Source organism: Streptomyces noursei ATCC 11455 (assembly GCF_001704275.1).
Lineage (GTDB): Bacteria > Actinomycetota > Actinomycetes > Streptomycetales > Streptomycetaceae > Streptomyces > Streptomyces noursei.
Genome location: NZ_CP011533.1, coordinates 159,175 through 183,922 on the forward strand (window position 1 = coordinate 159,175; position 24,748 = coordinate 183,922).

A 24,748-nucleotide genomic window follows, 5' to 3' on the forward strand; every position below is an offset into this window, starting at 1 on the left:
GCCCTCAGGGCTTGCCGATCAATAACTCGCCGTCTTGATCTCTGATGGGCAGGTGATGCCTGCCGCCGCTGCGAAAGCCTGGAGGTCTTCGAGGGCGGCGAGACGGGTGTCGGCGGGATGAACGGTGTATCCGGCGGTGTCGAGGAGCTGGCGGATGTCGCGGATGCGCCGGTTGATGGTTTCGGGTGTGACGGTGAAGAGGCGGGCGACGGTGACCTGCGGGAGCCCGTGCCGGTAGTGGAGGAGGGCGGCCAGTAGGCGGTCGGCGAGGGTGAGGATGGGACGACGGCCTGTCAGGGGGCCACCCTTGATGCGGGGTCGGTGGCCACGCCGCTTGTCCAGGTGCGTTTCCCGCTGCTCCTCATGGAGGGCGGTGAGTGTGGAGATCAGCGCATCCCACTCGGCGGGCGGCAGTCCGGTCAGGGCCGGGTGGCACAGCCAGGCAAGGTCGGGACTGGGCTGATCGAACGGGTCCGGGACATCACTGACCTGGGCATACGGCTCGGGTCGGAGACTGTAGTTCCAGTCGCCGTGCCAGGCATGACGGTCCAGCGGCAAGGCTGCCATCTGCCGGTCGCCGATGCGGACACCGGTTTCATAGGTGGCGGTGTCGAGTTCGGAGCGGATGGTCAGGCCGGTGCGGGTGGTGGTCGCCGCGATGCTGTTCACGATGACTTCGTGGCTGGTCAGGGGCTTGCCTCGCCAGTTCATGGTGATGTGGGAGAACAGCCGGTGTTCCACTTTGTTCCATTTTGATGTGCCTGGAGGATAGTGACACACGGCGATCTCCAGGCCCGTCTCCAGGGCCAGCGCGGCGAGTTCGGCCTTCCAGGCACGGGTGCGATAGCCGTTGGAGCCGCCCGCGTCCGCAGTGATCAGCAGGCGGCCTGAGCGCGGGTACGCGGCGCGGCCCACCGCGTGCCACCAGCGGCGCAACGTCTGGACGGCGAAGGCGGCGGTGTCGTGGTCGGTGCCGACGCTGACCCAGCCAGCATCCGCGGCCAGGTCGTAGATCCCGTATGGGATCGCCTTGCCCAGGTCGGCGTCGGGAAAGTCATGGGTACGGACCCGGACCGGATCGCCTTCACGACACCACTGGCGGCCGGCGTTCTTGTAGTTGCCCACCAACTCTTTCTTCTTCGTGTCCACGCTGACCACCGGATCTCCGGCTGCCTGGAACTGTTTGGCCTGCTCGTTGATGTAGCGGAACTGTGCGTCCCGGTCCGGGTGCTGGGCGCCCTCGATGGTCTTGGCGTTGCCCTGGAGGCTGAAGCCCTCCTCCCGCAGCAGCACGGCAACCGTGTCCGCCGAGACCCGATGGCCCTGCCGCGTCAGCTCGGCCGCCAGGTGCCGGGTCGACTTCACCGTCCAGCGCAGCGGCGACATCGGATCCCCACGCATGTCCGGCTCGACCAGGGCCAGCAGCGCGGGCCGCAGCCCCTGATCGAGATCGACCGCGCGCTTGCGCCCGCCGCCCTCCCGACGGACACGTCCCAACGGTGCCTGGCCGGACTCAAGTTCTCTCACGCCGCGCGAAACGGTGCCCTCCCGGACCCCGGCCGCGCGGGCGACGAGCTTGATCCCGCCGTGTCCCAGTGACCGTGCTTCTGCTCCTATAGCCAGCCGCCGTTGACGCTCGTCGAGATGCGGGAACAGCGTCTCGAACTTCGCGGTCAGTGCGGCTTCGATCCCCTCCGGTCTCCCCATACCACAACAACGAGCCTCGAAGCCGGAAGCGACGGCTTGTTTCCCGGCAAGCCCTCAGTGCAGGCCAGTTGACACACCTAACAAAGCCCTAATAGGCCGGTGGCCCACAACCGGTTGGGCGCCTCGGCGGTGAAGTCGCGGCCCACCAGGTGGGCTTCGGTTCGGAGTCGCGGTACATCCGCACCGCACGCTCACGCAACTCCAACGGGTATTTTCTGGGAGCAGCCATGGTCACAAGTCGGGCCTCTCATGAGACCCTATGCCCCTCCGTCAACTCCTTCCGCATCTCGGGGGAAGTTCAGGGGGCAGATCCCGCCGCTGACTGCCTGGAGGTGCTTAGCCACTGTGGGCCGGGCGGCCTGGGCGATCGCGCGGATCTCGGTGTCCTTGCCGGAGGACACTTCCTTGTCGATCAGTGCAAGGGCCTGCCGGTGGCTCGTGTCTTGGTCCCGCAGCCACACCCGGTTGTAGACTCGTTTACCGTGCAGGGACTTTAGCTTGGTGAGCTGTTTCTGCTGAGCAGCTGCCGCGGTGGAGGGCAGGGTGATGCTCTCACTGCGGGCTAGCGCCATGACCTGCGCATCGAACTCGGTGTGGTCGCGTACGAACATGTTCGCTGCTTGTTTCACACATGCGCTGGTGGTGTGCTCCTGGGCATCCTTGGCGGTGGCGATCTCGGCAAGATTGCCCTGGTGGATCGTCTTGAGGAAGGTGACGTCGGGTCCGGTGACCGGGGCTGCCGCCGTAGCCGGAACGGTGACTCCGGCCACGGCGAGCGCCATGGTTGCGACGGCTGCGCCGCACGGGCGGTTCATTCGCATGGTGTCCTCCGCGTGTCCGAGGAGCCGGCCGATGTGCTGGGCGCTCGTGTAGCGGACGCGCCGGCCTCGCCGTCTCCTGGGCCAGGCTGACTGCTTTCGCCGCCGCTCGCTTGTCGAGCCACCCGACGGAAGTGTCACATCCTCCGAAAAATCCGGGCCTGGCCTGGGCAATGTGGCCATGCGCGGTCGCACGACCAGGTTCGCCTGAGCCGGTGAAGAGGGGGCACCACCACCCTCAGAGCGCTGCCCCGCGCTGCTGCCGGCGCCGCCCGCCACGCTCCGTGTTCTGCGGCAAGCACGGCTCAAGACGAGCCCACTCCCGATCCAACAGATCGCCTCGCCCACACGGCCCTGATCGATCCGTGGCCCATGTCGTCACCGACCCGAGTGTGGGAGTGTTCAATGATTGGCGGATCCGATGATCAAGGAGACGCCAGATGAGCGACACGACCATCGAGCAGATACCGGGCAGCGAGCCGGCAGCGGAAGCCGCGGCGGCGAGTGACGAGCAGTTGGTCGCGGTGCTCGTGGAGCGGGCCCGGTCGGAGGGCCTGCAGCTGACCGGGGAGGGTGGGCTGCTCCAGCAGTTGACCCAGCGGGTGCTGGAGTCCGCCCTGGAGGGCGAGATCGCCGATCACCTCGGATACGAGAAGCATGACGCCGAGGGCCGTGGCAGCGGCAACAGCCGCAACGGGACCCGGGCGAAGTCGGTGCTCACCGATGTGGGCCCGGTCGAGGTCAAGGTCCCCCGGGACGTGGCGGGTTCGTTCGAGCCGCAGATCGTCAAGAAGCGGTAGCGGCGCCTGTCCGGGGTGGACGAAATGGTGTTGTCGCTGTCCGCGAAGGGCCTGACGCACGGGGAAATCTCCGCGCATCTGGCCGAGGTCTACGGCGCGAGCGTGTCCAAGGCGACCATCTCCACGATCACCGACAAGGTGATGGAAGGCATGGCGGAATGGCCCAACCGCCCCCTGGACCGCGCTTGAGTTCTATCGGTGGTTGCGAACGCTCCGGAAGGAGAGCGTTCGGATGCCGAAGTACGCCCCGAACAAGATGCCGTCGGCAGTGAAGAAGCGGTACTTCGAACTGCTGAGGGAGGGCTACAAGGGTGCGGCTGCCGCCAGGGTGGTCGGAGTCTCGACCAGCTGCGGTTCGAACTGGTTCATCGAAGCTGGAAGCATGATCCTCCCCGACACCGGAACTGGACAAGCAGCTCACGGACAATGCTGCCCGGATGCAGAGCCTTGTGGAGGCATCCGGGCAGCGCGCTGATGGACACCCCAGGCATCGGGCCAGTCATAGCCGCCCGGCTGATCGGCCGCACCCGACGGGCACACCGATTCCCCACCTCGGCGGCGTTCGCGAACTACGCCGGTGCCGCCCCAGTGGAGATCGCCAGCGCGGACAAGGCCCGCCACCGGCTCTCCCGCTCCGGCGACCGCCAGCTCAATTCTGTCCTCCACACCATCGCAGTCGTGCAGATACGGATGCCGAAATCACCCGGACACGCCTACTACCAGCGCAAACTCTCCGAGGGCAAGACGCCGAAGGAAGCGAAGCGCTGCCTGAAACGCCGCTTGGCCGACCACGTGTGGCGCGTCATGATCGCCGACGAACGAGAAGCCAAGTCCATCCCTGGCCAGGCGGCTTGACAAGACACAGAGGCACCCCGGGTTCCATAGAGATCTCAGACTGTGGTTGTGAACTGGGGTTTCGTGAGTTCGGTGTAGTAGTTGGCTTCGTATTCGACGGGCGGGACGTGGCCTACCTCACCGTGGAGTCTTCGGTGGTTGTACCAGTCGGCCCACTCGGCGGTGGCCAACTCGACCTGAGAGAGCGTCCTCCAGGGCCGCTGGGGCTTGATCAATTCGGTTTTGCACAGGCCGATCGTGGACTCCATCAGGGCGTTGTCGTACGCGTCACTGAACCTCTTTCATCCTGCCTCTGCGAGGGTGAAATGCCTGGTCAGAGGGGAGTTAGTGACAAGACAGGGCCCCTGGTCGTTGCTGTGGTGACATCACTCATCACGCAGCGTCCGAGGAGCCCTGTTGGTTCCGTATTCTTCCATGCGCGACGTCCCGCACGAACTCGTTGAGCACGTTTCCTGGCTGATCCATGCCCGCCGGCAGGAGCTGAACTCGCCCTGGCGACGGCTCGGTTGCTTCAAGCAGGCCCTACTGGTGTTGGCGCACCTTCGGAAGAACGAGACGTTCGCGCAGGTCGGAGCCGGTTTCGGGGTATCGGAGGCGACGGCTTGGCGGTACGTGGACGAGACCTTGATGATCCTCGCCTCGTGGGCACCCGGCCTGCGCGAGGCCCTGGTGGGCCTGGGTGAGGGCGACTTCGTCGTCGTTGACGGGACACTGATCCCCACCGACCGCATCGCCGCAGACGAGCCGTACTACAGCCAAAAACACAAGCGGCACGGAATGAACGTGCAGGTCATCGCGTCCCCAGACGGCACTCCACTGTGGTTCTCCCGCGCGTTGCCCGGACGCACCCACGACCTGACCGCGGCACGGGCTCACGGCATCGTCCAGGCCTGCCTCACCAGGCAGATCCTCGTCCTGGCCGACCGCGCCTACCAAGGCGCCGGCGCAACCGTCCGCACCCCCTACAAGAACCACCGCGAACAACCCGACCACTACCAACTGTTCAACCGCGACCACGCCCGCCTCCGAGCACCGGGCGAACGCGCCTTCGCCCAACTCAAGCAATGGCGGACCCTCCGCCAGGCACGATGCTCAACCAACCGCATCAGCCGCATCGTCCAGGCCGTTCACACGCTCCTGACCTGCGACTACTCAGGATGAAAGAGGTTCACTGACGGATCCAATACTCGCCGCGATGCCGGCAGCGTCCAGGTGCTCGGCGAGCTTGAACGATGTGTACTGCTTGGTCTCAATCGGTCGTCGCAACACCGGCTACCTGGAGAGATGGTAGATGCTCGTTGAGGGTGAAGGCGACGGCCTGGAGCTCGTCGGCGTTCCACCGCGACAGGTCCGTACCTTTGGGAAGGTACTGCCGCAGCAGACCGTTCGTGTTCTCGTTGGTGCCCCGCTGCCAGGGGCTGTGCGGGTCGGCGAAGTATACCTGGAGCCCGGATTCGACGCGTAGTTGGGCGTGCTGGGCCAGTTCCGTGCCGCGGTCCCAGGTCAGCGACCTGCGCAGTTGCTCGGGCAGCGTGGTGATGGTGGCGGTGATCGCGTCCTTCACGGCCTCGGCGCCGCGGCCGGCCAGCGCAGGCCCGTTCTTGGTACGTGGTTCGGTGCCGGAGCCCTCCATCCGGGGCAGGTGCAGCAGCATCGTGAACCTGGTGCTGCGCTCCACCAGCGTGCCGATCGCGGACCGGCCGGTGCCGATAATGAGGTCGCCCTCCCAGTGACCTGGGACCGCACGGTCCTCGGCCTCGGCGGGCCGCTCGCTGATCAGCGCATCGGCGGTGACGTGCCCACGGACGCTCTGCCTGGAGCGTTCCCGCGGGACCCGCAGCGATCGCCCAGTGCGCAGACAGGCGACCAACTCGCGCTTGAGCGCACCGCGTCCTTGCACGTAGAGGGCCTGGTAGATCGCTTCCGGGGAGATGCGCATGGACTCATCATCGGGGAAGTCCACCTTGAGCCGCTGCGATATCTGCTCCGGGCTCCACGCCGTCGCCCAGAGGCGGTCCTGCCGCCTCGGCTTGTTCCGGCCCTTCCACGGCGGCACCTGCGGTCCCTCGACGATCTGACCGTCCACGGCATGGGCGACGGCCTCGGCCAGTCGTTCCTGCACGTAGTCGCGCAGACGCTCGTTGGCCACCAGCTTCGCCGTCTTCGGCCGCTTCGCACGCCGCTCGGCGTGCCACTGCGCCAGCGAGACCCGGTACTCCAGGTGGTAGGTCCGGGTCGAGGCGTTGCGCCGCAGCTCCCTCGAGACCGTCGAGGGCAAACGCCCCAGACGCCGCGCGATCGCACGGACGCCGAAGTCCTGAGCACGCAGCACAGCGGCCTCCTCCCGTTCGGCGAACGACAGGTATCGGCCCGACACGGTCAGGGCAAGGCACGGATTCACCCCGCCAGCATGACGAAACCACCGCGGCCCCACCGCCGGGGAGACCCCGATCGCGACCGCCGCGTCCACCGAGCTCAGCCCCCGCACAATCGCCCGCCAGAACCCAACACGGTCCTCACGCCACGCGACCCCCGGCCGGCCCGGCGAGGGCATCTGCCCGCGATACTCCCGCGCCGCCCACTGCCGATTCCCCACACCCATCCGCAAACCTCCAGCTCACAGAGGTGTTGCGACGACCAGTTGAATCCGCCCTGCGACCCGGCGTCGGAGTGATGGATCAACTCTCCTGGCTGAACGGCCTGTTGGTCGCGGTCGCGTTGCCAGATGGCCATCTCCAGGGCGTCCAGGACAAAGACGGTCTCCTTCACGGTGGCCGCGGACCAGCCGACGATCCGGCGGGAGAAGGTGTCCGCGACGAACGCGACATAGACGGTCGCGGACCAGGAGGGTTATTCACGTAGGCCTCACCAGCCTCTTGTGTAGAAGGTGAGGGCGGTGACGGTCTTGACGATGTCGGGGAAGCGGGTGAGGGGGCCGCGGTAGCGGGTGGCGAGAATCTTCCAGTTCTTCAGGTGCGCGATGGCCCGTTCGACTGCGGCTCGGAGCGTGTTGACGGAGCGGTTGGCTCTCTTGTCTCCGGCGGATCGTTCCTGGCCGGGCGGCTTGCGCCTGGGGGTGAACAGTCGGGAGCCGGCGTAGCCCAGGTCGCCTATGCCCTCGCGTTCGGCGAATGCCTCGGGGAAGTGGGACTGGCGCCAGGCGTGCATGTCGTGCCGGCTGCCGGGCACCGGCGCGGAGACCGCGAGCAGGTCGCCGGCGAGAGTGGCGGCGATCTGCAGGTTGAAGCCGGTGTCGCGGTGCTTGCCGGAGAACATCGTGGTGCCCTCGCTGGACCAGTCCCACGTCGTGACCAAGGTGCCATCCACGAGTACGATCCGGCCGGCAGAGGCCTCGGTGGGATCGGGAACGTGCGTGGCCAGGACCTTCTCCACCATCGGCAGCAGGGCCGTCCACCTCCTGGAGACGGTGGCCTGGGAGATCCCGAACAACTCGGCGGCCACCTCCTGCACCGGGTTCTGCCGCAGCAGGAACAGCACCAACACCACCGACTTGTACAGGCCCAGCGCCCACATCCGCCCCGGCATCACCGGCGGATCCGGATCCTGCACGAGCTCTTGGTGAACTCGTGCGACCAGCCCGTCAAGTTGCTCGGTGTCCAGTCCTGTCGTAATGTTCCAGCTCAACGGCCCTGCCACGGTAGTTAACTGACGCTCTCTCAAACGTCACGCTACCGAGCAGGGCCGTCCTCGTGATCAAGAACGATGGTTGAAACCCCCGTGAATAGGCCTCCAGGTCTTCACGTGGGTGAAGTCCGCCACCCAGCACCGGTTCGGAGCGGCGGCTACGAAGTCGCGGTCGACCAGATCGGGGGCGTGCTGGACCTGTCCGCCGGGGATCGTGGTGATGACGCGTCTGCCGCACACGGCGCCCTGGATGCCGAGTTCGCGCATCAGGCGCTCGACGGTGCAGCGGGCCACCGCATGTCCCTGGCGGTTCAGTTCGCGCCAGATCTTCCGGGCGCCGTAGACACAGTAGTTGGACGTGTAGACGTCCTGGATCCTTTCCTTGAGCTCCTCGTCGCGCATGGAACGGGCGGAGGGAGTTTCGAGGTGTTTCTTGTGGGCGTAGTACGTGGAAGGGGCGATCTTGCAGTCGTGTGCGGTGAGCGTCCTGCAGATCGGCTCGACCCCGCCGAAGCGGTCCCGGTGCTCGTCGATGAACGCTACGAGCGCGTGTGTGGCCGGTCGAGCTCGGCCGCGAAGAAACTCGCCGCAGCCTTCAGGATCTCATTCGCCCGCTTCAACTCGGCGTTCTCCTTCTTCAACGCCTTGAGCTGGGCGGACTCCTCCTTCGTCGTCCCCGGACGCTGCCCAGCGTCGATCTCTTGCTGCTTCACCCAGTTCCGCAGAGTCTCGCGGGAGCCGATGCCGAGCTTGTCCGCGACCACCTGCAAGGCGGCCGTCTCGTTCGGGTAGTCGTCGCACACTTCGGCGACCATACGAACCGCACGATGGCGCAGCTCAAGCGGGTAACGGGAGGGTCGTGCCATGACTCAATCCTTTCACGGAATCGAGTCTCTATTCGAATCGGGGCGGTTCACGGAGAGTCGCCGAAACAGGTTGACAACCCCATTGGGAATCAGTAGCTCGTCGAGTACATGCGACCGGAGCGCCTCTCGGTGATGTACTGGCCAATTGTGATGGGCTGGTAGCGTGGTGTGGCGCCGGGTGGGATGCAGTTAGGCAGGCAGCGGATCTCTGCGTCCCAGTTGCCGTCGTGAAAATATGCGGCTGAGCGGCGGCGGACGGCATTCCCTTCATCGTCGGTCGGCGGCAGAACACGATGCAGCGCGGACCGCCACCGGTCATTGGTCCAGCGAGCCAATAGGTCGCCTAGGTTGACCAGCAGGCATCCGGGTTCCGGCCGTACGTCGAGCCAGCTGCCCCTGGAGGTAAGGACCTGCAACCCTTGCACGTTGTCGACCCACAGTACGGTGAGGATTCCGTAGTCGGTGTGTGCACCCATCCCGATCTGGTTCCGGTCGAGGGCGGAGTCCGTGCCGGGATGAGGGTAGTGGTTCATGCGCAGCGTGGCGATCGGATGGTCTGTAAACGGCACGAAGTAACTTTCCTCTACGCCCAGCGCATACGAGAAGATCCCCGTCAGCCGTCGGGTGAACTCACCTAATTGGGCATACAATTTCTCGACCACCTCACGGAAACCCAACAGCGGTGGCCAGTTGTTAGGAGGGTAGTGTGCTGGAGGAAGATCTAACCCTGGGAAGTCGGACCCCTGCGAGCCGATCTCGAATGCCTCGAAAAGATCTGCCGCAGCTGTGGGGCTGAGCTTCTCGGCACGCTGCGGGATGTAGCCGCGACCGGTGCCGGGGAGTGACGCGCGCAGCTTCCTCTTCTCCTCCAGTGGCAGCGCGAAGAGTGCATCGAGCGCTTCGGTGAATGCTTGCACTGCGGACATCGGAATTCCATGCCCCATGATCTGCATAATGCCGAGAGCGCTCGCCGCGTCGTCAACTACGACGGCGATAGCTGCACGGCCTGCATCGCCTCCAGTATCCCAGCCGGAGATGTCGACGACGGGGATCATACCGCCGACAGCCGAGGATTCCTGGAGCCTGGATCCTTCCGACGTAAGCCCGCCTACGGCCTTACCCTTCGCGCTATCTGCACTCCCGCACACTTCTTGACTCCTCCAATTCTGGAGAAAATTCAGTTCTCCAATCAACGACTTACATACCGAATTATCCCCCTGCAGCTCCATCTTGAGTCGAAACTGGTGGCTTTCCTACTCGATCGTGTAGCGGACATGGTGGGCTCTGGAGTAGCCGCAGACGATGTGGGGTTGGTGTTGTCTGCGGCGCAGAAAGCGCAGGGTTTCGCGGGCGAGGTCGTCGACGGTGGTGGCGCGGGCGGCGTGGACGTGGTGTTTCAGGTCGGCGTTCAGCAGTTCGCCGGGGTTGAGTTCGGGGCTGTACCCGGGCATCAGATGCAGCTCGACGCGCTGGGCGTTCTTCTCGAGCCAGGCCCGGACGGCCTTGCTGCGGTGGACCGGGTGCCGGTCAGCGATCATGTGGCCCTTGCGACCGGCCTGCTCCGCGAGGCGGTCGAGGAACGTGCGCATCACCTCCGCGGTGAACGTGCCGGGAAGACGGTGACCACAGGGCTCCGTCGAGACATAAGACGACTTCGGGTTCGCCGTCCTCGGGTATGACCTCGCGGTCGGCAATCACATCACCCTGGAGAGGTACCGCTGAAAGGCTCAACTCAGCTTCGTCGAGAACATACGGGCCAAGCGCGCCAGCCCTGTGCTTTGAGGACCCTTTCGGCGATCGCCATCTGCGCTGCCCGGGAAGCTTGATGTGCAAAGGGAGCGTACTGTTGGCCTCCAAATTTTCTCCAGGTTTCTGCAGAGAACTGCAATCCGCCGTAGTAGCCGTTTCCTGTCGCGATGTTCCAACGACCATCGCTCTCGCAAGCTGCCACGGCATCCCACCTGACGCTGGCGGTTCGTGCTGTAGCGGTGCTTGTCGCCTGAAAGCAGGTGATGCCAACTGCTAGCAACAAACAGGAGAATGTGCGGAGCGCGGAGAGAGTCGCCACATGAAACATGAATGGATCCAATGTTTGGGGACAGGGGAAGTTGCCAGACTGGCTGGTCGTGGGAAACAGTAGCTCCTGCTCCAGGAGGTGCTCGGGAGTCCAAGAGACCACTCATGCGGCTCTCATAGCTCGTCGTTTTGAGAGCTCTACCCGTACCGCCATTTTGCATCGAAACGGGCAGATGACGGTGTTGGTGCTTTCACTGTTCCCGCTGCGTCGCACGACGCAGCCCATGGCACACGAAACGAGTAACACGATTCACCAGTTGGCTCAGTGCGATCCCGTGTCCGTCGAAGCGATGCCTAGCGATTCACCCGAGCGCCGGACCTCGTGTGCTGGGTGAGAAGGTTGGCTAAGGATTCCCAGCGCAGGGCCTCCGTCAAGCGTGTCTTTCTTTTTAGGGCGGAGAACTTGCCATGAGAGACAAGACAGCCGAGCTTCGCCAGTCGAGAGACGGCTACATGTCTCCGGATGCGCGCCCCGGACATTCGATGCAACATGGCACATGCCTCACGGGGCAAGATCCGTATGCGAGTACCCGAAAGGACAAGCGGAATCCACAGACCACCACCGGTCACACCCCGACCACGCACTCGACCTGAGAGTGCCCGCCAACTGAGAACGTCGCGCCTTGGGTCAGCCCGCCCCCTTGCAGACACCGCATGCCGCTGGTGAGATCGCACCGGAAGACCAGCCGTCACCCTCTACGACACCACGAGTTCAACCTCAGTAACCACCCATCTCGACAAGCGAGAACGCTTCAGCCCTGACCCAAGCAGCCCTCGTCCTCAACAACGCCTGACGATCATGAACGCTGAGAAAACCTCATTGAGGTGTTCTCAGCGAAAGGGGTGCGGTCCGGGCTGGTGAAGACGTGAAGCCCCTGGTAGGAACGGGTCTGCCAAGATCACGTTCCTGAATCCCAGAGGCTTCACGATGGTTCGCTATTCTGCCATGCTCGACGTGCCACGCCCGGTGGTGGAGTACTTGTCCCGGCTGTTGGCCGCGCACCGCCGTGCGATCGGCACGCCGAAGGGATCGCGGGCACTGGGCCCGTTCCGCCAGGCGGTGTTGATACTGCGCTGGTTCCGGGAGAAGAGGTGTGTGCACTGCGCCGCGGTGGATGCTGGGATCTCGCAAGCCACCGGCTACCGCTACCTTCATGAAGGCATCGACGTTCTCGCGGGGCAGGCCCCTGACCTGCACGAAGTCCTCCAGCAGTGCCGGCGCGAGGGGACGAGCCATGTGGTCCTGGACGGCACACTGATCGAGTGTGACCGGCTCGCCGGGGCGCGGGAGACGGGGACGGACTGGTGGTACTCAGCCAAGCACAAGGCCTTCGGTGGGAATATCCAGTTCCTCTCTGCCCCCGACGGTACCCCGCTGTGGGTTTCCGACGTCGAGCCCGGCTCCGTTCCAGACATCACCGCCACTCGACACCACGTGCTACCCGCGCTCTACAAGGCGGCCGCCGAAGGCCTGCCGACCCTGGCCGACAAGGGCTACCAAGGCGCCGGCATCGGAGTGCACACCCCCATCAAGCGGCCCTGCGGCCGCTCCGAGAAAGCTCTGCATGTCAACAACCGCACCTACAACCAACTCCTCCGCGGCATCCGAGCACTGGGCGAACGCACCGCCGCTGAACTCAAGCAACGCTGGCGGGCCCTACAGCACGTTACCCTCAGCCCCAGCCGCATCGGCGCCATCGCCCAAGCCGCCCTCACCCTCAACAACCAATGGAAATAACCCCCGTTGAGAAAACCTCAATGGACGCCAGCCTTCGCCGCGCTGGTCACCGCATCTTCGTGCTCACGAGGCACGGCAAGGCAGACTGTGCCGCACATGGCTGGCCCAACGCACCGGCTGGCTGTGACCGCACCGTCTCCCGGCTATACTTTCCCTCCCTGTCACGGGTGAACGCCGCCACCAGTGATCGCCTGGGTTGAGCCAGTCCCACACCACCACGATCGGAACCTTAGGGCTCGCAGAGAATCAACATGCGGATTTGATCTTCCCTGGGGGCTGGTTGCCGTACTTGTTGAGGTGGGCGGCGACGTCCGTGGGAGTGCGGAATCGGGCGGTTGAGGCCGGGATGGCTGTGTCGGTCAGGAGGGGCCGGACTTCCTGGACGGCCCGGGTGAGGGTGCTCGTGGCGACGCCGAAGAGCCTGGCAAGCAGTTCGTGAGTGCCGATCCTGCGCAGGCACAGCACCGTGGCCAGGATCCGGTCGCTGTCGGAAAGCTTGTCCTTGGAGCCTGCGCCTGGTGCGCGAAGTCGCTCACCGCCCCGGCGTTCGTGGCGAAGCCGTTCGCGCTGGTCCGCCAGAGCCGGGCTCAAGGAGTGGGTCAGAGCGTCCAGTTGCTCGGTGGTCATGCCGGTCAGCTCCGGGTCCCGCAGTGGAGAGGTGCTGAACCCAGTCAAGTGAACGGGCCGTTCTACGTCGATCGCGGAGGAGGCCCTGGGGTCTGTCTCGCAGTCGGGAGGTGCCTGGGGGCGGTGGTGGAGCGTGTAGTTCCAGTCGCCGTGGAAGCGGTGCCGGCTCAGCGGCAGCGCGTCGATCTCGCCGTCGGTGATCTTCACACCGGTGTCGTAAGTGCCTGTGTCGAGTTCGGCGTGGACTTTCAACCCGGTGCAGGTGGTGGTCGCAGCGATGCTGTTGACGACGACGTCGTGGCTGGTCAGCGGTCTGCCGCGCCAGTTCATGGAGATGTGGGAGAACAGCCGGTGTTCCACTTTGTTCCACTTCGAAGTCCCAGGGGGCATGTGGCAGACCGTGATGTCCAGGCCCGTCTCACCGGCGAACGCGGCGAGTTCGGTCTTCCAGGCACGGGTGCGGTAGCCATTGGAACCGCCCGCGTCCGCAGTGATCAGCAACCGGGTCGCACGTGGGTAGTCGTGCCGGCCCCGGGCCTGCCACCAGCGGCGGATGGATTCCACGGCGAAAGCGGCTGTGTCGTGATCGCATCCGACATTCACCCAGCCGGTATTCGCGGCCAAGTCGTAGATGCCATAGGGGATCGCCTTGCCCGGGCCCTGCCGGTCCAGGAAGTCATGTGTCTTGACCAGCACCGGCTCGCCGGCCGGACGCCACTGACATCCGGCGTTCTTGTAATCGCCCACCAGCTCCTTCTTCTTCGTGTCCACGCTGATCACCGGCTGCCCGGCGGCCATGTGCCCCTTGGCCCGGTCGTTGATATAGCGGAACTGGGCATCCCGATCCGGGTGCTGCCTGCCCTCCACGGTCTTGGCGTTGGCCTGCAGACTGAAGCCCTCCTCCCGCAGCAGATCCCCGACCGTGTCCGCACTCACCTTGTGCCCCTGACGAGTCAGCTCGGCCGCGAGGTTCCTGGTCGACTTCACCGTCCAGCGCAGCGGCGACATCGGATCGCCCCGCTCGTCCGGCTCCACCAGCGCCAACAACGCGCGCCTCAACCCCGGGTCAAGGACGGCAGACTTCTTCCTTCCACCACCGGGCCGCCGCACCCGGCCCAGCGGTTCCTCGCCTGCCTCCAGCTCATCGACGCCCTTACGGACCGTGGTCTCGCTGACCTGGGCCGCCTGGGCAACCGCCCGGATCCCGCCGTGCCCCAGGATCCGGGCCTCGGCCCCCATCAGGAGACGCCGCTGTCGCTCATCCAGATGTGGAAACAACACCTCAAACTTCACAGCGAGTTGGTCACGGATCGACTTGGGGACGCGCATACCACATCAACGAGCCACAGGGCCGGAAGCAACACGTTGATTCTCTGCGAGCCCTTACGGCGTGGTGCGCGACAGTGATCGTAGTTTGGGGCCGTGGCGTGAAGAGGGCCGTACGGGTTAGGGAGGTTGTGACGCAATCCTTGGCCCGTACGGCCTTTTCGCATCCTATCTGTACCGGCATCTCGCGGAGGCAACTCGGCAAGATCATCACCGAGTTGGTGGGACCGTGGCTGGCGCGGGAGGAGTCTCGGCTGTGTGAACGTCGAGGTCACGAGCGTGTGCGGGCCGAGGGCGGAGGCCCGGACCATCAGCTGGTTTTCACCGATCGGGTGATCACCACCCTGGTCATCTTGCGCTTCCAGCTCCCGCACGCAGCCCTTGCCGTCTTCTACGGTGTCGATCGCTCCGCCGTCACCCGTGCCGTCCATGAGATCCGGCCGCTGCTCGCCGCCCGCGGATTCGCTGTGCCCGGCATGCCTGGGTTGCGGCTGGGGACCCTGGCTGATGTCTTCGCCTACGCGGCGGCGGCAGGTGTCGAGTTGCGGATCGACGGGACCGAAGTGCAGGTTCGCCGTCCCCGGGCCGGCCGCCCGGACGCCGGGCCTTCGTCTCCGGCAAGCGTAAGCAGAACACGAAGAAGACCACTGTGATCAGCGACGAGGCGGGCCGCACCCTGTGGACTGGAGCAGTTCGCCCAGGCCGCATGCATAACCAAACTGCGCTCAAAACCGAAGGCATCGGCGACCTGTTCCCCCGGTATCCGCAAGTCAAAGCCCAGGTCGACGCCGGGTACCGGGGTCTGGCCAAGGACTTTCCCGACCAGGTGACCGCACCACCGAAGAGGCCCGGAAAGAGTGCCGATGCCGTGGATATCGCTGCCTGGGAACAGGCACGCAAGACCCAGTCCTCAGCCAGGATCCCCGTCGAGCACGTCAATGCCGAACACAAGGCATGGCGCCCTCTCCAACGCTGGATCGGACGCCGCGAGTACTACGACCAAACCCACCTCGCCATCGCCAGTCTGGTCTCCGACCGCACCGCCATCCGGTAAACACCACCCACCACCCCAACCAGACCGGCACACCCCAACCCCAGTCGCGCACCACGCCGTAAGCGATCTGAACCGCACCGAGGCGGACGGGCCAGGGCATCCCGGGGTGCGTGGCGGGCCCACTGGCCGACCGCGGCGTAGGAACGGGCGCCAGCCAGGACCGCGCAGGCCGCGACCAGCAGTACCGACACCAGAGAGTGACGACGCCCACGGCGTCGACGCGGGTCCGGCAGCGTCCTCAGCCGCCCGTCCAGACCCCACGATCCCACGGTGTTGACGGGTGGATGGCTTCACCAGGCAGACGGTGACAGACTGACGGCACATCGAAGCTCCGGCTGTTCAGGGCGACTTGAGAGGTCACCCCGTCAACCGGAGCTTCGCTGCATCCGTCACGGCCCACAGAAACGGCCTCACACGCCCCTGACCAGCGCGGCCACCTGACCTCCAGGACTATGAATCAGCCCTGGGATCTGGGGCTACGCCATTCCGAAGAAGATCCCTCCAGGGGCGCTGATGCTGGGCGTGTAGAAGAACTGGCGGGCTGAGCGGACACAGTCCTCGCGCGTAATGTAGCCGTTTCCGTCGTTGCCGATCCCCGTGAACTGGTCGACCGTTTCAGGAGAGGTGGTAACTTCCAGGAGCTTCAGGAGACGCACGAGTTCCTCCCTGCCAAGGATTTTGCAGTCGTTGGCGTCCATGACGTCGAATACTGCCTGCGGAATTCCTTCGACCAGGTTGAACCGACTGGTGTCCATGCTGGCCATGCGATTGGCGGCAACGAACTCCTCCTTAGCAAGGAGCGAGGAGGTGCTGCCAGCGTGACGCAGCAGTTCGTACCAGTACATCTGGTAAGTGGCACGCAGTGCCTGGAATCGACGGTCACGCTTGTCGGGCTTGTAGCCGACGGCCAGGCGGTCGAGGAGGCGCTGGTAGTCCGCCCAGTCGATGTTGCCGTCGCGGTTCGCGTCGACGGCTTCGAAGAGCCAACCGAGCTTTAACGTGATGGGGTCAGTCATCCCATTGTCCTTTCGGGTACTCACATAGGGAACTTGTCCCATGAGGCATGTGCCATGCTGCATCAAGCGTTCGGGGCACGCACCCGGGAATACGTCGCCGTCACTCGACTAGAGGCTCGGTCGCCCTGTCTCTCATGACAAGTTCTCCACACGACGAAGAAATATGTCCTTGGCGGATACCCTGCACCGGGCCCCTTAGACGACTTTCTTGCCCGGCACGCGAGCTTCGGTGCTCGGATGAATCGCTTCGACGAACAATGGGACCGCACTGAGCCAACAGGTGAATCGCGTTACTCGTTTCGTGTGTCATCGGCAGTGTGCCCGTCATAGACGGTGATAGTAAAAGCATCAACACCGTCATCTAACTCTTCCATGGAAGATATTGAGGCGGAACTGTTGAGTTGCCTGTCTCGTTGATGGGGTGTGGCTGGTTCTGGGGGTCTGCGGCGGGTGGTGCGGGCGGGGTGGGAAGTGGTGCGGTTGCGTGTGGTGGCTGCGCTGGAGTCGGGCAGGTGAAGGGGTATCGGCAGGCGGCTGAGGTGTTCCAGGTGGCGGAGCGGTCGGTCGGCTCCTGGTGGCGTGCCTACCAGGCGGGTGGCTGGGAGGCTTTGGTGGTGAGACGGACGAGCCGGCCGGGCCCGCACGAGAAGATCGGCCCGGAGGACCGTGCGGTCCTGTTTCAGGCGATGGCCGACTACACGCCCGAGGAGCTGCTGATCGTGAGGAGCTGCTGATCGGCGGGCCCTTGTGGACGAGGCTCCTGGTCGCCGAGCTGGTGCGGATGGTCACCGGGGTGGTGATGACGGAGCGCGGTGTGGGCAAGTGGCTGCGGCGGTACGGTTTCTCCCCGCAGCGGCCCGACCGCCGCTCCTACCGCCAGGACCAGGCGAAAGTGGATGCCTGGCTGAGGGACGAGTACCCGGCGATCGCCGCCCGGGCGAAGACGGAGAACGCGGTGGTGGCCTGGGCCGACCAGTGCGGGCTGCGCTCCGATACGGCCCCGCCCGGCACGTCCTGGGCCCCGAAGAGCCAAACTCCCATCGCGCGGGTGTCCAGCCGCCGCTTCAAGGTCAACACCATGTCCGCAATCACCTCACGCGGCACGCTCTACTTCACCGTGTTCACCGAGAGGTTCACCGCGAAGACCTTCACCGGATTCCTGGACCGGCTTGCCCGTCAGGCCGGCCGGAAGGTCCACGTGATTGCCGACCGGCACCCGGTCCACCGCAGCAAGGCCGTGACCGCCTGGCTCAAGGCAAACACCGAGCGGATCGAGCTGCACCTGATGCCCGACTACAGCCCCGAACCCAACCCGGACGAGCCCCTCAATGCGGACATCAAACGCCACATCCACGCCGCCCGCGCCCACTCGGCCGACGACCTCGCCCACGAAACCCGCCGCTCCCACCACCAGCGCCAACCGACCATCGTCCGCAGCTACATCCACGCCCACCACGTCCGCTACACCTCCAATAAGGCAACTCAACAGTTCCGCCTCAATAAGACGGCTCCTGTCACATCGATGCCGTCCAGCAGGGGCTGGAAGCGGACAGCAGATGGATCTTCCGGCCGTGGGCCCGGGACTCGCCGCGCAGGGACTTGCCGTCCACCGCGATCGCCCGCAGCAACCGCCCGCTGGCCTGCGGGCATCGGACGGCAAGCCAACTGCCGACGGCTTGGTCGAGTACGTCACCGTCGACCTGGGCGAGCACCCTGCGGATGGTGGCCTCGCCAGGGGCGTGGTGTTGGCCGGTGAAGGGGTCGCGGCGGGCGCCGAGCCGGGCCAGGACCGGCTGCGAGGCGTCAGCCGCCCACTCGCTGATCGCCAGAAGCGAGGTCGCGCCGGTCAGGACCGCAGCGGCGCAGATGGCGAGTACACCGACCAGGGGATGCAGCCGGCCCCGTGGATCACGGAGGTCCCGTCACCATCGCGAGGCAGGTCAACAGGCCAGGACACTCCTCAATCGAGAGAGACGACGCGGCAGCGAGTTGGTCAAGCGAGGCGGGCATGGGGGATGATTCGGCAACAGCAGGCACGGTCTTCCAGCAGGATCGTGGGACGTAGACACTCACACGATCGCTGGCGACCGCGCCTGCCGCATATCTCCACCAACCCACTCAGCAAGGAAAGTTGGGGTGAACACACTCAAGCCACCTTCGCGCCGATGCCCTGGGCAGGGCCCAGGGCATCGGCGTAGTTGGATGGCGTCCGGTGTGTGATCATCCGAGGCCGAGGAGTGCGAGGGGGCGTCGGGGGTCGCGGGCGTTGCGTCTCAGGCCCGCCACGATGTTGGTGACGCCGGCGAGCTTCATGGCGCCGGCGGCCAGGTTGCGCCAGGTGTCCATCGAGTGGGGCGCGTTGCCGGTCCGCCGCTGGGAGGCGTCCTCGGCGAAGGTGGTGTCGCGGACGTGGTGCAGGGCCTCGATTGAGGCTGATCCTTTGGAGTGGGCACCCTGACAATTGGATCTTGATGGTCCAGGGAGGGATGTTCAGGTGGGACGTCAGTCTCCGTACCCGGAGGAGTTCCGTAACGACGCCATCGCGCTGTGGCGTGCGTCCGATGGCAAGCCTGACCTGCGATGTCACGTGAATGGCTGACAGATGATGGACGGTTTGCAGCGTGTGGAGTTCTATCAGTGTCTGCCGGGCGCTGTGGAACGACGGGCAGCGCGGCGCCCGGCATGTCTGCCTGTTTGTTCTCCCTGGAGGGAGGATGCCGCAGTGCAGGGTTTCGCGGCCTGTAGCGCGCGTGAGGCTGGGGCGTCAGCTGTCAACTTGCTCGCTGCGGTCGGCTAGGCATAGTTATCAAACTTTGCCTGCTGTCCGGTGCTCGGTACGCACTCTCTGTGCACCGGGCGACGGCCCCAGTAGGGCGAGTACAGGGGATTCCCCGGGCCGTCGAGAGCACGTGTGGGACACTGCTCGTCTCGTCCTCCGGGCGAATGGTGGGGGTTGGACGAAATAGCGAGAAGGGAGTGCGTAGTTGCCGTCAGCTGTAAGGGCTGACTAGTGCTTGATCTGGCAGAAGGCGTGGTGGTCTCGATGGTGCCAGGGCTTTTTGGGCAATGAAGAAGGCCTACGGTGTCCGGAGCTAGCGGCCATGCCAGGGATACCGAAGTCTGCTGCGAGATGCAATATGAAAGGGCTTTTATGGAATTCTCTGGTTGGCACTCGCTTGCCAGGAGAGGGCCCTCGAGGTCTTCCGCAGTGAACATGGTGGGAATCCTGGCGCGCAACGAGGCTTCAACGATCGCCGGGGTCGCTGAGGCTGCGGACAAGGGTCTGCATCTGGCTTTCCCCTCGTGCAGGAACGTGGTCATGCTGGCGGACAGCGGAAGCGTGGACGGTACCGTTCAGTGCTTCGCAACGACGCGTTTACAAGCCGAGAAAGTGATGGTGTGCTCCAACGGGGCTGACAGCGGGAAGGGGACCAATGTCTTGGCTATCTCCGGCAGGGCCCTCCAACTTGGCGCCCGCCAGGTGGTGATACTGGGAGGAAATCTTCGTACACCCGACCCTGAATGGGTCAGGCTCTTGGCGTCGGCAGTGGCCGGTGGCAAACCAGCCATTGCCTTGGCCACCCATGCCCGCGATAGGTATGACGCGAGCATTGCCAACCACCTGGTGCGTCCGCTGATCGCCGCTACCTTCGGAGCACACCTGGCACAGCCAATCGGCGGTGAGGTCGCCATGAACTACGCTTTTCTGCAAGAGATGAGTTCCTGGGAGGCCCCGGACAGTGCGCGCCTGTACGGTATTGATGCCTGGCTTACGGCGAATGCGTTGCGGCAGAGCCTGAAGGTTACCGAAGTGCCGCTGGGGGGTACGGTGCACCGCCTGGCACCTGTTAAGACGCTTCCCAGATGTCAACAGGTTGTGGATGCGCTGTTCTATGTGATGACTTGGCTCGACAAGCCGCATCCGGCCCCGCGGACCGCAGCCGCATACCGTGAGGTGGTCAGCCAGACGGCAGCTCGCCGTAGCCCGCCGCAATTGCCTCCTGCTCTGTGCGACCGCCTGACTGGCTATGTCACCCGGCATCGAGAAGACCTGTGTGCGCTGTTTCCCTCGATCAGGTCCCTTCAACATGCACCGTGGGGAGTGCGTATACCTGTTGAAGCATGGCCAGATCTGCTCGCGGACGCTGTAGAGGGCCTGGCGGCAGGGGAGTTCCTCCGTTCCCGTGATCACTTAGCGGTCCTGCTGGCCTGTCGGACTGCGACGTTCTGGTATGAGATCGAAAGTCTGGATGCTCAGCGCATCGACAGCCTGCTGGCTCACCAAGCGAGGGATACCGCGAAAACTGTCCGCAGACGGAAGATCACCTTTGGGGAGCTGTTCCAGAGTAGTTGGAGCACGGGGCTATGGAAGGGGCTGTGATTGAGCCTTTTTCATCCTGTAGCGTTTTTCATGTGTACGGCTTGCGGGTGAGCTGTGGTGTGGCGTTGACGGTGGCGTGACGAGCGGGGCATCTCGTCGGTTTGGGGAGTCGCCAAACATAACCTGACCTGCGGCGATGCCCCGTGTTCTTCTATCCTGCCGCATGTGACCTTGATGAGGACCTCTTGGAGCTGGTGACGATGGTCCTCGTCGCGGTGGAAGGCGACCGCTCCTGCAGGCTCCGGCCGGTCGACCGAGCCCGGTGCACCCTGGTCTACCTGCGTAAGCACGACACCCTCGAACAGCTCGCCGCGGGCTTCGCCATCGGAACGGCGACCGCCTGGCGCTACGTGAACCACACGATCGGGCAACTCGCCCGGTTCGCCCCGTCGTTGACGGAAGCGCTCACCAGCCATCACGCCGAGGGATATGTGCTGCTGGACGGCACCATTGCCGAGACCGACCGTGTCGCCGCCGAGGAGCACTTCTCCGGCAAGGTTCGCCGCGAGGGCGTGAACCTGCAGGTCATCACTGCGGACGAAGGGCAGTTGCTGTGGCTCTCACCCGCTCTGCCCGGTGGTACCCATGACGTGAAGGCCGCACGCGAGCACGACATCATCAAGGCCTGCGAGCAGTTGGACCTCGAAGTCCTCGCGGACAAGGGCGACCAGGGCGCCGGCGGCACCGTGATCAAGCGCCGCCCAGGCACCGAGCCCCCAACAAGCACAAGAAGTCGAACAAGGTCCACGCGGCACTGAGTGGACGTTAAGTCCGATCTTCCTCGGTTCGTGATCGCTCGATCGTGGTACTGATCGCCGTCCAGGGGGCCTGCTGGGCATGTCCATGTTGAGATGTGGGCGTGAAGAGAGAGCCGTACCTCAGCGACTTATCGGACGAGCAGTGGGCGTTGATCGAGCCGATGATCACGGCCTGGAAGCAGGACCGGGTGGCCCGGTCGGCGACCGGGGATCCCGGGTCCTGCGACCTGCGGGAGGTCGTGAACGCGATCTTCTACCAGAACCGGACGGGCTGCCAGTGGCGCCTCCTTCCGCATGATTTCCCGGCCTGGTCAGCGGTGTTGTACTACTTCGGCCTGTGGCGCGAGGACGGGCTCGATCAGCGGGTTCAGGAACTCCTGCGCTGCCAGGTGCGGGAGAGAGCCCGGCGATTAGAGGACCCGTCCCTCGTGATCCTTGACACCCAGTCCGTGCGTGCGGCCGCGGGTGTCCCGAAGAGCACGACGGGGCTGGATGCCAACAAGAAGGTGTCGGGCCGCAAGCGGGGGCTGGCTGTGGACGTGCTGGGGCTGGTTGTCGGCGTCGTGGTGCTGGCCGCGTCCGCCCACGACAACACGGCCGGCATAGCCCTGCTCGACCAGGCCGCCGAACGGTGCGGGAACCGGCTGGAGAAGGCCCTGGTGGACCAGGGCTTCAAGGACCAAGTCGTCATCCACGGCGCGTTGATGGACATCGACGTCGAGGTCGTCCGCCGCAACCCCGAAGATCAGAGCAAAGGCTTCGTCCCGCAGCCCAAGCGGTGGATCGTGGAGCAGGTCAACGGCACGTTGATGCTGCACCGGCGCCTGGCTCGTGAGTACGACCACCGCCCCGACACCTCCGCCTCGCGCGTCTACTGGGTCTCCATCGCGAACATGACCCGTCGTCTCACCACACCGAGTCCCACCTGGCGCGACGCCCTTGAGCTGGCCGCGTGAACGTCATCGAGCTGCTGGCCAACCTCCAGGTCCAGCACGACGAGACCACGGCCCGGTCCGGTGAACTACGCGACCAGATCGAGCACTTGACCGCCGCCTTGGCCGAGACCGAAGCTCGACTCGCGGACCTGACCACCACCCAGAAGGTCATCGCCGAACTCGCATCGGCTGGAGACGAACCTGAACCGCCCGAGGTTGCCACCGCCTATCAGGCCATCGTGAACGCTTTCAACGAGCATCCCGGCCGGGCATTCAGAGCCCGTGAGCTGCACGAACTCCTCGGTATGCCCACCCATGAGGCGGCTGTCAACTTCACTCGCAGCCGCCTCGGACGCCTTACCCGCCAAGGCTTCCTCACCCAGCCCGGACGAGGCCGCTACCAGAAACGGACTTAACGTCCACTTACAGCTCCACAATCTCGGTAATTCCGCGGACGTAGTGGCGCTGTAGGAGGAGGAAAAGGGCCAGGACGGGCAGGGCGCTGATGACGAGGGCAGCCATGAGCAGCGGGGTGGTCCGTTGTGGATCGAGGTGGCCCTGGAGGAGTTGCATGCCGACAGGCAGTGTCATCAGGCAGGGATTGGCGGTGGAGATCAACAGAGGCCAGATGTACTCGTTCCAGGCGATGGTGAAGGTGAGCAGGGCGAGGGTGATGAGAGCTGGAGTGGTCTGGGGCAGGACGATGCGCCACCACAGGGTGAGCTCTCCGGCGCCGTCGAGGCGGGCTGCCTCGAGGATCTCGTCGGGGATGGTGGTGATGAACTGGCGCATCAGGAAGATGCCAAAAGCGGAGACCGTGAAGGGAAGCACGAGAGCAGTGATGCCGGTGGTCAGGCCGGCGCCGCCGTTCCCGTAGAGGTCGTTGCCACCTGCGAGGGGCCAGTGCGCCAGGATCAGGAAGTGGGGGATCAGGAGCAGGAACGGTGGCAGCATCATTGTGGCGAGGACGAAGCGGAAGAGCAGTGCGCGGCCGGGGAACCGTAGTTTGGCCAGAGCATATCCAGCCAGGGACGAGGTGCACAGCACGGATACGGTAACGGTGAGGGCCGTGAGGATGCTGGTGCGGGCGAGGGTGGCCAGGTCGAGTTCGTCGGCAGCATCACGATAGTTGGCGAAGGCGAAGGCTGAGGGCAGGAAGCGGTAGGGCAGATGCGCGTAGTCGCCGGGGTCCTTCAAAGAGGTGAGAAACATGTCGGTGAACGGCAGCGTCATGACCAGGGCACCGATAGTCGTGATCAGCCAGGGAAGCAGGGGGGCTCGCCGGTGATGGGTCATGTGTCCTTTCCCTCACGCTCGAAGAGTCGCAGTTGAGCCAGAGCAAGTGTCAGGGTGATGAGAAGGAGCACGAAGGCCGCGGCACTGGCTGTGCCCCAGTCCCCGTAGGTGAAGGCGCGACGGTACATCTCCAGCGCAGCGACGTTGGTGGTGTCCCCTGGCCCCCCGTTCTCGGTCATGACCGTGATCAGGGCGAAGGACTGTAGGCCAGCGAGTAGTTGGGTGATGGAAACGAACAGCAGAGCGGGCCGGAGCAACGGGATTGTGATGCGAATGAGGATGGTCAACGGTCCTGCACCATCGAGTTCGGCGGCCTCCAAGCAGTCGCGCGGTACGGTGGTAAGTCCGGCGGACAGGATGAGGACCGCGCTGCCCAGAGATGCCCACGACTGGACGATCATCACGGAGGGCAGTGCGGTCGCGGGGTTCTGGAGAAATCCCACGGAGTCCATGCCTAGGGTGTTGAGGAGGGCGTTGAGAGGCCCGTCCGGCTGGTAGAGGTGCTTCCAAGCGTTGCCGGTGGCGACGAGGTTGGTTACCACGGGCAGGAAGTAGAGGGTGCGCCACAGTCCTTGGCCTGGAAGCCGGGCGAGACACAGGGCTGCGACAAGGCCGCCGACGGTGGTGAGGACGGTGGTCCCGACCGCGTAGAGCAAGGTGTTGGTGAGGACGGGGAACAGGAAGGACGAGCCATCCGAGAACAGGGAAGCAAAGTTGTCTGCGCCGGCGAACGTCATGTCGGAGAGCCCTGGCCGGACCCCACTGGACAAGGCCAGCGCACCGGTGAACAGGACTGGCAGGATGACGAAGACGGCGTAAAACAACAATGTCGGCAGGAGGAAGAGAAGGG

The 24,748-nt window shown here is 64.8% G+C and carries 23 protein-coding genes and 7 pseudogenes; 12 read left to right on the forward strand and 18 right to left on the reverse strand.

Annotated elements, in window-relative coordinates; genetic code table 11:
* Positions 1 to 18: 18 nt before the first annotated feature.
* Positions 19 to 1,707, reverse strand: a complete 1,689-nt coding sequence (locus SNOUR_RS00685; protein ID WP_067342866.1) for an ISAzo13 family transposase — start codon at positions 1,705 to 1,707, stop codon at positions 19 to 21.
* A 257-nt stretch (positions 1,708 to 1,964) separates the two neighbouring features.
* Positions 1,965 to 2,528: a DUF4142 domain-containing protein gene (locus SNOUR_RS00690; protein WP_159425733.1), complete on the reverse strand. Its 564-nt coding sequence runs from the start codon at positions 2,526 to 2,528 to the stop codon at positions 1,965 to 1,967.
* 437 nt (positions 2,529 to 2,965) lie between these two features.
* On the opposite strand from SNOUR_RS00690, the pseudogene SNOUR_RS00695 reads away from it, so the two are divergent.
* The 3 genes and pseudogenes from SNOUR_RS00695 to SNOUR_RS00700 form a co-directional block, all read left to right on the forward strand.
* Positions 2,966 to 3,505 (forward strand): annotated as a pseudogene (locus tag SNOUR_RS00695) (transposase); the annotation flags it as partial.
* A gap of 52 nt (positions 3,506 to 3,557) precedes the next feature.
* Positions 3,558 to 3,728 (forward strand): annotated as a pseudogene (locus SNOUR_RS44355) (IS30 family transposase); the annotation flags it as partial.
* 71 nt (positions 3,729 to 3,799) lie between these two features.
* Positions 3,800 to 4,180: a transposase gene (locus SNOUR_RS00700; RefSeq protein WP_312631479.1), complete on the forward strand. Its 381-nt coding sequence runs from the start codon at positions 3,800 to 3,802 to the stop codon at positions 4,178 to 4,180.
* Between the two features lie 35 nt (positions 4,181 to 4,215).
* On the opposite strand, the pseudogene SNOUR_RS00705 reads toward SNOUR_RS00700, so the two are convergent.
* A pseudogene (locus SNOUR_RS00705) lies at positions 4,216 to 4,446 on the reverse strand (integrase core domain-containing protein); the annotation flags it as partial.
* Between the two features lie 90 nt (positions 4,447 to 4,536).
* On the opposite strand from SNOUR_RS00705, the pseudogene SNOUR_RS00710 reads away from it, so the two are divergent.
* A pseudogene (locus tag SNOUR_RS00710) lies at positions 4,537 to 5,341 on the forward strand (transposase family protein).
* 88 nt (positions 5,342 to 5,429) lie between these two features.
* On the opposite strand, the gene SNOUR_RS00715 reads toward SNOUR_RS00710, so the two are convergent.
* The 8 genes and pseudogenes from SNOUR_RS00715 to SNOUR_RS42065 all read right to left on the reverse strand — a co-directional run bounded on the left by SNOUR_RS00715 (position 5,430) and on the right by SNOUR_RS42065 (position 10,768).
* Entirely contained in the window at positions 5,430 to 6,782 is a 1,353-nt protein-coding gene (locus tag SNOUR_RS00715) for an IS30 family transposase (protein ID WP_067342999.1), read from the reverse strand.
* 59 nt (positions 6,783 to 6,841) lie between these two features.
* Positions 6,842 to 7,006, reverse strand: a pseudogene (locus tag SNOUR_RS47680) (IS3-like element ISPfr13 family transposase); the annotation flags it as partial.
* Between the two features lie 39 nt (positions 7,007 to 7,045).
* On the reverse strand, positions 7,046 to 7,825 hold the full coding sequence (locus SNOUR_RS00720; protein ID WP_159425735.1) for a transposase family protein: 780 nt from the start codon (positions 7,823 to 7,825) through the stop codon (positions 7,046 to 7,048).
* Between the two features lie 69 nt (positions 7,826 to 7,894).
* Positions 7,895 to 8,227 carry an IS3 family transposase gene (locus SNOUR_RS00725; RefSeq protein ID WP_079141943.1) on the reverse strand — a complete coding sequence of 111 codons (333 nt, stop codon included), beginning with the start codon at positions 8,225 to 8,227 and terminating at the stop codon, positions 7,895 to 7,897.
* A 137-nt stretch (positions 8,228 to 8,364) separates the two neighbouring features.
* Positions 8,365 to 8,691, reverse strand: coding sequence for a transposase (locus SNOUR_RS00730; RefSeq protein ID WP_067343002.1), 327 nt, complete (start codon positions 8,689 to 8,691; stop codon positions 8,365 to 8,367).
* A gap of 89 nt (positions 8,692 to 8,780) precedes the next feature.
* Positions 8,781 to 9,746 carry an isopenicillin N synthase family dioxygenase gene (locus tag SNOUR_RS00735; protein ID WP_067343004.1) on the reverse strand — a complete coding sequence of 322 codons (966 nt, stop codon included), beginning with the start codon at positions 9,744 to 9,746 and terminating at the stop codon, positions 8,781 to 8,783.
* Between the two features lie 198 nt (positions 9,747 to 9,944).
* Positions 9,945 to 10,385, reverse strand: coding sequence for a transposase (locus SNOUR_RS00740; RefSeq protein WP_312631485.1), 441 nt, complete (start codon positions 10,383 to 10,385; stop codon positions 9,945 to 9,947).
* 38 nt (positions 10,386 to 10,423) lie between these two features.
* Positions 10,424 to 10,768, reverse strand: a complete 345-nt coding sequence (locus SNOUR_RS42065; protein ID WP_099055777.1) for a transglycosylase family protein — start codon at positions 10,766 to 10,768, stop codon at positions 10,424 to 10,426.
* Between the two features lie 927 nt (positions 10,769 to 11,695).
* Here SNOUR_RS42065 and SNOUR_RS00745 point away from each other — a divergent pair.
* A complete protein-coding gene (locus tag SNOUR_RS00745) occupies positions 11,696 to 12,505 on the forward strand; it encodes a transposase family protein (RefSeq protein ID WP_067343008.1) in 810 nt (269 codons plus the stop codon).
* Between the two features lie 246 nt (positions 12,506 to 12,751).
* Here the strand turns inward: SNOUR_RS00745 and SNOUR_RS00750 are convergent, their stop codons facing one another.
* Positions 12,752 to 14,461, reverse strand: coding sequence for an ISAzo13 family transposase (locus tag SNOUR_RS00750; protein WP_067343010.1), 1,710 nt, complete (start codon positions 14,459 to 14,461; stop codon positions 12,752 to 12,754).
* A gap of 128 nt (positions 14,462 to 14,589) precedes the next feature.
* On the opposite strand from SNOUR_RS00750, the pseudogene SNOUR_RS00755 reads away from it, so the two are divergent.
* Positions 14,590 to 15,512: pseudogene (locus SNOUR_RS00755) on the forward strand (transposase).
* On the opposite strand, the gene SNOUR_RS42070 reads toward SNOUR_RS00755, so the two are convergent.
* On the reverse strand, positions 15,452 to 15,781 hold the full coding sequence (locus SNOUR_RS42070) for a transposase family protein (protein WP_079141947.1): 330 nt from the start codon (positions 15,779 to 15,781) through the stop codon (positions 15,452 to 15,454). The pseudogene SNOUR_RS00755 and the gene SNOUR_RS42070 overlap by 61 nt on opposite strands.
* Before the next feature lie 207 nt (positions 15,782 to 15,988).
* Complete coding sequence (locus tag SNOUR_RS00760; RefSeq protein WP_067343012.1) at positions 15,989 to 16,528, reverse strand: EF-hand domain-containing protein; 540 nt, start codon at positions 16,526 to 16,528, stop codon at positions 15,989 to 15,991.
* Positions 16,529 to 17,040: 512 nt separating this feature from the next.
* On the opposite strand from SNOUR_RS00760, the gene SNOUR_RS00765 reads away from it, so the two are divergent.
* Together SNOUR_RS00765 and SNOUR_RS49080 are read left to right on the forward strand one after the other, a co-directional pair.
* Positions 17,041 to 17,262, forward strand: a complete 222-nt coding sequence (locus SNOUR_RS00765) for a helix-turn-helix domain-containing protein (RefSeq protein ID WP_067343013.1) — start codon at positions 17,041 to 17,043, stop codon at positions 17,260 to 17,262.
* 47 nt (positions 17,263 to 17,309) lie between these two features.
* Positions 17,310 to 18,284 (forward strand): IS630 family transposase, encoded by a 975-nt coding sequence (locus SNOUR_RS49080; RefSeq protein WP_376738575.1) that lies wholly within the window; start codon positions 17,310 to 17,312, stop codon positions 18,282 to 18,284.
* Here SNOUR_RS49080 and SNOUR_RS49085 read toward each other — a convergent pair.
* Both SNOUR_RS49085 and SNOUR_RS47690 read right to left on the reverse strand, forming a co-directional pair.
* Positions 18,199 to 18,435, reverse strand: a pseudogene (locus SNOUR_RS49085) (transposase family protein); the annotation flags it as partial. The gene SNOUR_RS49080 and the pseudogene SNOUR_RS49085 overlap by 86 nt on opposite strands.
* A 313-nt stretch (positions 18,436 to 18,748) precedes the next feature.
* Complete coding sequence (locus SNOUR_RS47690) at positions 18,749 to 18,874, reverse strand: hypothetical protein (RefSeq protein WP_312631493.1); 126 nt, start codon at positions 18,872 to 18,874, stop codon at positions 18,749 to 18,751.
* Positions 18,875 to 19,736: 862 nt separating this feature from the next.
* Here SNOUR_RS47690 and SNOUR_RS45850 point away from each other — a divergent pair.
* The 4 genes from SNOUR_RS45850 to SNOUR_RS00795 all read left to right on the forward strand — a co-directional run bounded on the left by SNOUR_RS45850 (position 19,737) and on the right by SNOUR_RS00795 (position 23,018).
* Complete coding sequence (locus SNOUR_RS45850) at positions 19,737 to 20,909, forward strand: glycosyltransferase family protein (RefSeq protein ID WP_159425737.1); 1,173 nt, start codon at positions 19,737 to 19,739, stop codon at positions 20,907 to 20,909.
* Between the two features lie 194 nt (positions 20,910 to 21,103).
* Positions 21,104 to 21,667, forward strand: coding sequence for a transposase family protein (locus tag SNOUR_RS00785; RefSeq protein ID WP_312635770.1), 564 nt, complete (start codon positions 21,104 to 21,106; stop codon positions 21,665 to 21,667).
* Between the two features lie 101 nt (positions 21,668 to 21,768).
* Positions 21,769 to 22,623, forward strand: coding sequence for an IS5 family transposase (locus SNOUR_RS00790; RefSeq protein ID WP_312631495.1), 855 nt, complete (start codon positions 21,769 to 21,771; stop codon positions 22,621 to 22,623).
* On the forward strand, positions 22,620 to 23,018 hold the full coding sequence (locus SNOUR_RS00795; RefSeq protein WP_174717826.1) for a hypothetical protein: 399 nt from the start codon (positions 22,620 to 22,622) through the stop codon (positions 23,016 to 23,018). Before SNOUR_RS00790 ends, SNOUR_RS00795 begins: the two co-directional genes overlap by 4 nt.
* A 7-nt stretch (positions 23,019 to 23,025) precedes the next feature.
* On the opposite strand, the gene SNOUR_RS00800 is transcribed toward SNOUR_RS00795, so the two are convergent.
* Positions 23,026 to 23,898 (reverse strand): carbohydrate ABC transporter permease, encoded by an 873-nt coding sequence (locus tag SNOUR_RS00800; protein ID WP_067343018.1) that lies wholly within the window; start codon positions 23,896 to 23,898, stop codon positions 23,026 to 23,028.
* A complete protein-coding gene (locus SNOUR_RS00805; protein ID WP_312631498.1) occupies positions 23,895 to 24,725 on the reverse strand; it encodes a carbohydrate ABC transporter permease in 831 nt (276 codons plus the stop codon). The genes SNOUR_RS00800 and SNOUR_RS00805 overlap by 4 nt, the downstream gene beginning before the upstream one ends.
* Between the last annotated feature and the right edge of the window lie 23 nt (positions 24,726 to 24,748).